This is a genomic window from Nostoc sp. (assembly GCF_054880495.1).
In genome coordinates, this window is the sequence record NZ_JBTYKD010000276.1 from 1 (window position 1) to 9,574 (window position 9,574).

9 protein-coding genes and 2 pseudogenes are annotated in these 9,574 nt (G+C 41.6%); 6 read left to right on the top strand and 5 right to left on the bottom strand.

The features are described 5' to 3' along the window. The first annotated feature begins 917 nt into the window (after positions 1-917). On the top strand, positions 918-2,276 hold the full coding sequence (locus ACYTXL_RS24425) for an aromatic ring-hydroxylating dioxygenase subunit alpha (RefSeq protein ID WP_461922147.1): 1,359 nt from the start codon (positions 918-920) through the stop codon (positions 2,274-2,276). A gap of 55 nt (positions 2,277-2,331) precedes the next feature. Here the strand turns inward: ACYTXL_RS24425 and ACYTXL_RS24430 are convergent, their stop codons facing one another. Together ACYTXL_RS24430 and ACYTXL_RS24435 are read right to left on the bottom strand one after the other, a co-directional pair. After that, positions 2,332-3,177, bottom strand: a complete 846-nt coding sequence (locus ACYTXL_RS24430; RefSeq protein ID WP_461922148.1) for a tyrosine-type recombinase/integrase — start codon at positions 3,175-3,177, stop codon at positions 2,332-2,334. A gap of 57 nt (positions 3,178-3,234) precedes the next feature. Then, entirely contained in the window at positions 3,235-3,750 is a 516-nt protein-coding gene (locus ACYTXL_RS24435) for a hypothetical protein (RefSeq protein ID WP_461926986.1), read from the bottom strand. Positions 3,751-3,786: 36 nt separating this feature from the next. Between ACYTXL_RS24435 and ACYTXL_RS24440 the strand changes: the two genes are divergently transcribed. Further along, positions 3,787-3,918, top strand: a complete 132-nt coding sequence (locus tag ACYTXL_RS24440; protein ID WP_461922150.1) for a hypothetical protein — start codon at positions 3,787-3,789, stop codon at positions 3,916-3,918. A gap of 246 nt (positions 3,919-4,164) precedes the next feature. Here ACYTXL_RS24440 and ACYTXL_RS24445 read toward each other — a convergent pair whose 3' ends face one another. After that, positions 4,165-4,428 carry a hypothetical protein gene (locus tag ACYTXL_RS24445; protein WP_461922151.1) on the bottom strand — a complete coding sequence of 88 codons (264 nt, stop codon included), beginning with the start codon at positions 4,426-4,428 and terminating at the stop codon, positions 4,165-4,167. Between the two features lie 281 nt (positions 4,429-4,709). Here ACYTXL_RS24445 and ACYTXL_RS24450 point away from each other — a divergent pair, with 281 nt between their 5' ends. Further along, positions 4,710-5,480, top strand: coding sequence for an ankyrin repeat domain-containing protein (locus ACYTXL_RS24450; RefSeq protein WP_461922152.1), 771 nt, complete (start codon positions 4,710-4,712; stop codon positions 5,478-5,480). Between the two features lie 117 nt (positions 5,481-5,597). Here ACYTXL_RS24450 and ACYTXL_RS24455 read toward each other — a convergent pair whose 3' ends face one another. Then, complete coding sequence (locus ACYTXL_RS24455) at positions 5,598-6,035, bottom strand: transposase (RefSeq protein ID WP_461922153.1); 438 nt, start codon at positions 6,033-6,035, stop codon at positions 5,598-5,600. Then, entirely contained in the window at positions 6,001-7,857 is a 1,857-nt protein-coding gene (locus ACYTXL_RS24460; RefSeq protein ID WP_461926987.1) for a tyrosine-type recombinase/integrase, read from the bottom strand. The genes ACYTXL_RS24455 and ACYTXL_RS24460 overlap by 35 nt, the downstream gene beginning before the upstream one ends. A gap of 113 nt (positions 7,858-7,970) precedes the next feature. On the opposite strand from ACYTXL_RS24460, the pseudogene ACYTXL_RS24465 reads away from it, so the two are divergent. The 3 genes and pseudogenes from ACYTXL_RS24465 to ACYTXL_RS24475 all read left to right on the top strand — a co-directional run. Continuing rightward, positions 7,971-8,102 (top strand): annotated as a pseudogene (locus tag ACYTXL_RS24465) (IS701 family transposase); the annotation flags it as partial. Beyond that, positions 8,097-8,450, top strand: a pseudogene (locus ACYTXL_RS24470) (hypothetical protein); the annotation flags it as partial. The pseudogenes ACYTXL_RS24465 and ACYTXL_RS24470, both read left to right, overlap by 6 nt. Positions 8,451-8,945: 495 nt before the next feature. After that, on the top strand, positions 8,946-9,398 hold the full coding sequence (locus ACYTXL_RS24475) for a hypothetical protein (protein ID WP_461922045.1): 453 nt from the start codon (positions 8,946-8,948) through the stop codon (positions 9,396-9,398). Positions 9,399-9,574 lie beyond the last annotated feature (176 nt).

The window sequence follows — 9,574 nt, forward strand, 5'->3', positions numbered from 1 at the left end:
CCACTTCGATTGAAGCCATTTGTCAAGTTGGTAGGCAATTGTTACAGTCATCTCAAACCATGTTTTTGCTTCGCCGGGAGCAAGAATCTATCAACACAATGATTTTAATAATTAGGCACTGAAAAGTGCGGTACTGAATCAAAAAAACTAGTTACATTTTGTAAATTTTTCTGCTTTGTAAAAAGGGAGTTATCATGGGTTACGTTGTAGAAGAATTTAACAAAAGTCAGTCACATCAAGGCTTCTACGACGTGGATTCTACATAAAACACTACATAGGGCTATTAGGTTGCCTCTGTGGTTATTGGCTGGATTTCTGTCCCAATGATGAACCTGTAGGGTGTACACTCTGCGTTTTGAGCGTGTAAGTTTTGCTGTGTTTTCTCCTGGGGGTATGCAGTGTAACCCACACTTTTGACAACGCCATTGGGCTTGTTGCTTAACGTCCGTGGCAATTTCTGACCAATTATCTGGGTACAGAGAATGGGTGAACATCATTCAGTATAATTAAACTGCGGCTTGACCAATTGTAATATGAATAGCAGTGCAAAAGCCTATTCTTCATCCTTACCGAAGGACACACAAGAACTATCAATTACAATTGCACTTTGGAATGAATTACAGAAAATGGCAGTTGAACAATTAACCTCAAACTCGTCAGGGTGAATGCACTGTATGGCTCTTTCTACATTGATATGAAAAGCAAAAGGAGTTGCAAATAGTTTTAAATGGCAATGGTTGACAGTCGATTGAGTCGGACATCAGCTAAGGAATGAGTTCGCTATCGGGGATAATGATAATATTTTCAATTTGCAGCATAACTTAATATATAGGGTTATTAGTGCGATCGCATAGCACTCAAAGGAGTGTTAGTCCCTTGTGTGTTAGGTATAGAATTATAGAAACCTGGAGAAAACTATGTCATTAGAAACAGAGACACTACAGGCGACACCACCAACTTCTAGCTTTGAGACACTTGAGGAGAAGCAAGAATTTAACTGGAGGCAATGTTGGTATCCCGTTACCTTTGTGCAAGACTTGCCTACCAACCGCCCTCATAGCTTTTCCTTGTACGATGAACCCTTGGTTTTGTTCAAAAACAAAGATGGACAATTTATCTGTTTAGCAGATCGTTGTCCTCACCGTACAGCCAAACTTTCTGAAGGACAAATTATTGACGGCAAAATAGAATGTTTATATCACGGTTGGCAGTTTGGCAGTGATGGTCAATGTCTGCACATTCCCCAATTACCAACAGATGCAAAAATTCCAGTTAATGCTTGCGTGCCATCCTTTAAGGTTGTAGAACGTCAAGGCATGATTTGGGTGTGGGCTGGCGAAAAAGAAACTGCTGTTGATGAAAATATTCCAATTATACCAGATTTAGACAAGCCTGGATTCGTGTGTGCAGACTTTATATTGGATCTGCCTTATGACCAAACATATCTAGTAGAGAACGTCATAGATCCTGCTCATGTTGCTATTAGCCATCATGGCACCAGGGGTGGTGGTAATCGGAAAAATGCCCAACCGCTAGAAATGGAAGTGCTAGAGAGTTCGGTTCAGGGGATTCGAGGTCGGTGGCGGGGAACTAACAAATCAAATGAAGGCTGGAAATATATTGATTTTGTTGCTCCAAATCTTGTTCTGAACACTGCTTATATTGAAGAACGAGGTTGGACATTTGGACTAGCTTTGTATTCGATTCCTTTAGGCAAAGGGCGATGTCGTCTTTTAGCTAGAGGTTATCGTGATTTCCTGACTTGGGGAGTCAAGCTAAGACCCCGGTGGCTCGATCACTTAAATACGAACAAAATATTGGAGCAGGATTTGCCTCTTATCGCAGGACAACAGTCAGAAATTGAACGCTTGGGAACAAGTCTCAAAGAACTATATTTGCCGCTGAAAACATGTGACACATTGGTGATTGAGTATCGCTTGTGGCTAGATAAGTTTGGGTCATCTTTGCCTTTTTATCAAGGCTATTCCACATGGAGAAATGTTGAGAATGGTGAGTTGAATGCAAAGCCGATTTTGCTAGATAGATTCTCACGACACACACTTATTTGTAATTCCTGCAATCGAGCTTATCAAGTTACAAATAGGGTCAAACAAAGTTGTATCGGAGTAGCGATCGCTTTAGCGGCTGTAGCGATACTTGCAGATGATTCTGGAATCAAAATAGCAACAATATCGGTTTCTGTAGCAGCAGTTGCCATGTCCGCTATAGCCCAGAGATTCAAAACTTTCTTTAGGCGTTCCTATACTCGTCACTAAAATAGGGACTGGGGGCTGGAATCGGAATTTTTCGCAACACTTAATCCCTAATCCATCACTCATCATCATCTGGCAAATACAACCCACTGCTATCAGTCGGTCTAGCATGAAGATACATTTCCGTGATGGCAACTGAACTATGCCCCAGGGTTTTCTGTAACAAGTGTATCGGCGCTCCCCGGTCGAGACTATGGGAAGCGTGGCTATGCCTGAGCCAGTGGGGTGATACATTCCCCTCAATAAGAGCGCGGTTTGCAGCATTTTTCACAATATGAAATACCATACTGCGGCACAGATGACCACCCTTAGCTGAAACAAACACTGGGTCATCATGTTTAGCGTAATTCTTTAACTCATTAATGGAGCGCCAAATACCAGCACCAACAAGCACAGTTCTGGTTTTATCACCCTTACCAAATACTGTGATTTGCCCCCCGTCGCCACGCGCCTTGAGGTCACGCCACTTGAGGCTACATAATTCGCTTACCCGCAAACCTGCAAAATAAAGTAAACGAACCAGAGTGCGATCGCGTCCATTTGTCGTGGAATTTATCAGTAATTGTACTTCCTCTTGAGTGAGAATTCGCTCTGCCAATCGGTTCTTTGCCTTGGGGGACTTAATCAGTATTCCCAAGTTAGCCGATACCACCCCCAACTGTTTAGCAAAGGAAAACAGGCTTTTAATTGCTCCCACTGCTACCCGCTTGGAATTGTCAGAACAATGAAGTGTCATCACCCACAATTGAAAATCCATGAGGGTGCAATCAGAGAGCGGCTTGTTGACATGAGAAAAAAACCGCTCGGCATAGCGGCGGTAGCCGTCAACGGTGTTTTTGCTTTTGCCGTGCAGCCAAAGGTCGATGAGTTCGGTGTTAGTGAGCGTGGTCGGGGTATTCAACATTGGCTATTCTTATGTTGAATGCTCCTTCATTAAACCCTATTGGGGGGACAGTGGCAGTTATTTCACTGGGTGATATAGCCCATCTTTTGCATTCCATTCCCAACCTATGCCCCTGGGGTCGCGGTTGCGAGTCCAACTGATAAATTCTTTGGTAGTGAGTTTTTCTCTTTCCGGTGCGAGGCTCGACGGACTTAAACCTAGTCGCGGTGCTAGATTTTCAGGAGGTAATGCTTGCAGTTCAACTGGGGAAAGCTGGTATGGGTTAGCTTGTCTTCTTTGTTTGGGTTGACTGTTGTATCTATTTGATGAAATAGCCCGTGACAATTTTTCCAACTGCCCAGAGATAGCCTCTAGTTTGGTTTCTAGCTTCAACTCCCGCTGCAAAACCGATTTACTGCTAGGTGCAACATCGATATCAATATTGCTATCAAACCTAGAGAGCAATTCCTCTAAGCCTTGCAGCAAGGCAATTGTATGTCCTTCTCTGTGCAGTTTGGATAGTTCTTTGACTACTGGAATTAGGGCAGTAGGGACGCGAATCATTTCGCTGGGTGGGGATTTTTGTTCAGGCATTTGATATCAGTTTTGATAGCAATGAACTGATAATAGATGAAAAGCGATGTCTATTTTCTTAGAGGAAACTTGAGCGATCGCGCTGTTCCATCGCTCACAGGCATTTACCTTGCTGATACAGTAAAGTATAAAGATTTACTTTGTTTGCTGGGGCAACTTGCGGTTTAAGCGATCGCTTCCAGAACTTCATACATAACGCCAGCTTCATAACTTCCTAGTGATACTGCTCCACTGATGACAACAGCAAGTTTTTTTGGCATTAATTTTACCTCATTTAATATTGGTTATTCGCTTTATAGCAATCTATTCCTCAGATGGAGATTATACTCCATCTGAATTGTTCCTTTGACCCCTTATCCCTGAACTCTTCTTGAAATGCCCCACAGTAGCTTAATAAAAATAGGGTAAAAGTAATTAAATAATTACGAGAATCCGTGCAACAAGCCCCGTAACATTTTTGATTGTGGTCAAAATATCTACGGTATTTTGAACGTCATCAATGGATTTGGTTAATGCTTCTAGCCCTTCATTTAGGTCTTCTTCAAGGCACTTGAGTCGAGCCGCAATTTTTTCTAGAACTGTGGTTTCTAGTTTCACGCGCAACACAGATAAATCGGTGCGTTCATCAATGAATTTTCGTTTTAAGGTGGTGGTGGTGCGATTGACTTGGTGATGCACGTTAACAATTGCAATCTACGGCAGGCAGTCGTCTGGTTACATGAGTGATTTGGCGAAGCCCTTGCTGAACGAGCAGCGATCGCTCACGCTAAGAAAGCGGCGATTGAGATTATCCAGTTAGAACCACGTCCCAAATTCACGCTACCAGTTGAGGATAAAACCAAGTGGACAGCAGTTCACAACTACCTGGCCCAAAAATTACCAATTTGTGGCGAACAATTCTTTTTTGTCCAAAGTCTAAAAAGTACTCTCGTGTATAGGTTTTTATCGGGAAGTTAGCCATGTTTCAAATATCACGCGGACTACGTTATGCTCTGAGAATTCTAGTTGGTCTAATTTGGATTTTTTCAGCGTTTTGCTTTTTACTATTGACTCGCATACGATTGCTGCTTACTTGGTTGGCTGTTCTGCCTGACTGGTTGGCTAGGATTGCTATATCCTTTGTGGCTAGTCCAGGGTTTATAATTCTAAGTTGCATTCTTGTCGGGTTGAGCAGTTTATTACTTTGGCATCGATTTTCTAATAAATGGGCAACTATCTTTGCAATCCTTATCCCATTCCTACTCTTCATTGGAACTGTTCTATATGGTGACATTGATACTCAGGGAACACAACGATACGTCACTGATGTGGCTCAACGCGGCGATGTGAGGAGTACTCGTGAACAGATGTTAATTCGGAGTGGATTGGGTGGATCGCTTAATGAATTAAAGGCATTGATTCATGTGGGGACAAATGTAAATGTGCGCGATCCGGAAGGGCGTTCTGCGCTTTACTGGGCTGGAGGAGAGCCAGAAAAAATTAAGCTACTCCTTCAAGCAGGGGCTAAACCTGATGGAAGGGCACTGGTAAATGCTGCCTTTTGGGGAAACTTAGATGCCATCAAGCTAATGTTTGAAGCGACCCCTGATGATGGTAAAGCGCTGGTAACAGAGGTGGGCAATCAAGCGCTGATGGCAAATAAGACCTACACGAACGCAAGTGCAGAAGATCGGGCACAAATTGCTCGGATGTTAATAGCACGAGGAGCAAAGTCGAATGACCAGAAGTAACAGAGGCAAGTGTTCTCTTTAGATTTTCTTTACAAATCAGCGCTCAAACCCAAAAGTTTGCTCTTACAGTGTAGGCTACCCTTCGGGAACGCACTCGCGTTCAGACCTAGTGGTCTGTCAATTTTCTATTTGTGGGTAAAGACGTTTGAGACGGATACGAGCATCTGCCGTCGTGAACTGCCAATCTACTGACTTTTGGGAATGATTGCGCTGAGTGTACCAAGCAGTTGTTTCTTGTTCTAAAGTTTTGCGATCGGGAATTCGACGATCTAGGCATTGTCGAGTCATTGCGGACAGTTCGTTTTCAGCCATATTGAGCCAACTTCCATGTTTGGGGGTGTGATGAATTTCCAAACGTTCGACCAGACGACGAGCAATGGACGGCTCAAATGCAACATAAAGTGAGGCAAGTTTGTGGGTATTTAGCTGGTCACATACTAAAATGATTTTGTCGCTCTCGGCATAGTCGTTATCGAGTAAGTGCTTAATTTCTGTTGCCCAGTCAACTGCCGTTCTGCGTTCACTGACAACTGTCTTGCGCCACCTGATTACCATCACCAAGGACAGCCTGATTATTATCTCCTTGAACTGCGCGGTTGTTATCACCTTGAACGTTGTTGACGTTGCCGCCTACAGAACCACCAACTGAAAATCCACCGGGGTTGTTAGTCATAGTACTTACCTGTTCTACATTTGAATAATAACTAGCGCGTTGTAGCGCCTGATTAACAAAATTTTCTAAACTTTGAATTCTACTATCTTTTTCTGCTAAAAGTAATTTAATTTCTCGCTCTGGCAAGACTTTTATTTGATTGTAAGTGTCAAAATATTCTGCACTCAATTCAGACTTGTCAGCTTCTGGTGCGGTTTTAGCACGAAGCAGAAACTTATCCTGTCCCCGCTTTTCTATTGCCACAATTTCTAATTCAGCATCAGGGTGATTTTCTGCTAACTGCTTAAAGGAAATTGCAATCGCACGAGGATCAATATCTCGATTATGGTAAAGGTCGAGTGTATCAAAAATTGGCTTGATGAAGTCTGCAAAGTCTCCGTCTTCAAAAACTTCTTTCTTGTTATCGGGTTTACGACACGGATCGAGATCATCTTCCGTAGGTAAACGCATATAAATATACTTGCACCTTACTCCATTAAGTTTGGTATGGCTTGTAATACCCCAGTCTTGTATGATAGCTCCAGTAAGAGTAGCACCTGTTAAATCTGTTCCATCTAATTGAGTTTGTACAAGTTTTGCTTTAGATAAATCAGCATCCTGCAAATTTGCCCCGCTCAAATCGGTTCCAATAAAGCTAATGTCTGTAAGGTTTGCTCTAGACAAATTAATACCTCTTAAGTCCTGTCGATTGTTAAAGTTTTTATTTTGTCCAAAACCTGTCATAACTAACTGTTGTAAATCTTGACTTTCTAAATAAGTTTTATCCATACAAGCATAGTTAAGATTTCTAGATTGAAAAAAACAGGTTCGCTTAAGAATAGCTGCTCTAAAATTTGTGTTTTTAAGTTGTGCTTGAGTAAAATCACTATCAGTTAAGTCAGCTTCTTGAAAGCTTGTTCCTCTTTTTGCAGCAGAAGCTATTACCATTGCCCAAATAAAAATATACTTACTATTTCCAAATGTAGCTTCTTTACCTATATAATTGCTTAATAAAATTGAAGTTAGAATAATCACTACAAATATAACAGATAATAAAATAGAAAAAGAATCAACAGCTAGATTGTTATAAAATAATTGAAATAAAATAATATAACCACTAAAGCCAGCTATGGCTAAAGCTGCTATCTCAATCAAAAATCTAGTTCTAGATCCAGCTATGACGCTTATTCCTGCTACAGCTATAGGTTGTAAAAAAGTTACTCCTAAAGCTAAAACTACACTTAGGAGTGCAAGAAAAGCCATATATATAGTTGGCTCATCGCTCACTTCCAAATAACGCTGCAACTGTTCTAAATTCCGATGCCCTGAAATTTCCTGAATAACTCTCAGTGGTATACCAGCGTTGCTCATCTGAGTTAAGGCGGTACGCCTGAAGCTGTGGGTACTCACGCCAATTATCCCAGCCTGTTTGCAAGCTTCTCTCAAAATCCTAGCGGCTGAGTCTTCGCTGATATGCCCATTGCTACGACCGGGAAACAGATAATCATCCCCTGCCAGGAGGTAATATTCAACCAATAACCGCCGTAGGTCTTCAATCACTGGGATTGACCTAGTAGCCAGCTTGCCTTTAGTGTTTGACTTTCTGATAATCAGCCGAGGTCTAACGTTACCCTTGACCGTGTAAATGTCTTGAGTTAGCAGGGTACAGCATTCACGGATTCTACAGGCGCTAAATAGGCAGATACCGAACCAGGACTTACGCATTGACAAATTAGACAACAAATGTACTAAGAAAAAGAAGAAAAAATATGCGATCGCTAGTCGGTAGGTGAGTGGAAAGTTGGATAATTTACGTGTCTCTATTGAGGGTATGGGCAATCAGAGTAACTACCAAGCCATCCACGGCAAAGTGTGATCTTGACACTTACACTCTGTTTTTATTAGCAGAATCAAAGTATCCAGGCTGCACACGTTTAGCAGATATCATGGAAGATTTGTCACATGATAGTAAGGAGTTACATTCGATTCATTGGGGGATTGAATGTTACCATCGAGCTATTAAGCAAGTGTGTGGAATTGAACTATTCATGGTGAGCCAGTGCGTTGGGCGGGTTCCCCGACTTGAAGCAACTGGCGAACCCGTAAGGGTAAGGACATCTGAGGCAATTAAAACTCACTTTTTTAGCGCTATCCGCGCCTTTACACAACTAGAATTAATGCGAACCGAAGAGTTAATTGAAAACTGGTATGAAGTCCAGAGAAATTTGTCTCTTCAGGTGGCTCGTGACTTTATTCTGGAACATCTTGAACAAAAGATGGGCTTGAATACACATGGTCAGATTCCTGTCAATGCGTAAGTTCTGCGAACAAGGTTTTATCGCGGTCATTGTCTAAGCCATCGCTGAAAATTAGCTGTATCTCTGACTGAGTTAGAACCTTGGCACGTCCATGCCGATTTATTTTCATTGCTAGACTGTAGACCTTGTAATCCACAGCCTACAACGATTTGACACCTAATTAATTTTCTTTATTGGCACAATTATCGCTTCTTTATAGAAAGGCAAATATCTCTTGGTGTTTCAAGGCAAGCTCTGTTAGCTTAGTTCCAAGCATACATATTGACAGAAATGATTACCATGCTACCCTTTGCCCTGCTGGTTATGTCATAGAGCGATTTGAAGCACATCACTACTACGCTTGGGTATTCAGATTATTACACCACGAAACCTGTAGTGAGTGCAAATAAATTTTGTGTAAAAAATTTTATTTTCTAATGGGATTTACAAGTTAAGTCATTCAATAGTAATCTTCTAGTGTGAATATTTACGCAAGTGTGTCTTGATTTCATGAATATGATGAACTTTAAAATCCAAGGCTTTTTTACGACATTAATAATTGCTACTGTGTCAGCATTGACCATTTCAAATGCTATCTCTCAAAAGGTGAACGCCCAAGCTACGCCTTCTTGTAATAATGCTACCATAAAAGGTAGCTATGGATTTAAATTGACTGGAACGATCCAAGGATCGTCTTATGCTGAGGTTGATTTAATCAAGCTCAATGGAAGGGGAATATTTGAATTAACAGGTGCTAGAACCGCTAGCAATACTGTAAACGGTTATTCACTTACAAACGTAACAGCCGCAGGAACTTATAGTGTTAAACACGATTGTACGGTGCAACTATTCTCATCAGAAGATAGTGCTACTTATAGCGGTACCATTGTTGATGGTGGCAAAGAAATCTTTATTATCATAACCGTTCGAGGTGCAGTAGTTACTGGTACTTTAAAAAGAGTGAACTGATTTACTACATTTGTGCCAACACTTGAAAATGAACCTGACTTTTCACGGGATGTGGAAAAGAAAGAGTGGTTCGCGATGGACTATAGCGGTTATTAGTCTAGTGCAGTACAATATGAGAGAGCAATTCTACTGATAACTCGTGGCGATGAAAGCCTACTCTCTCGACTTGCGTCAGA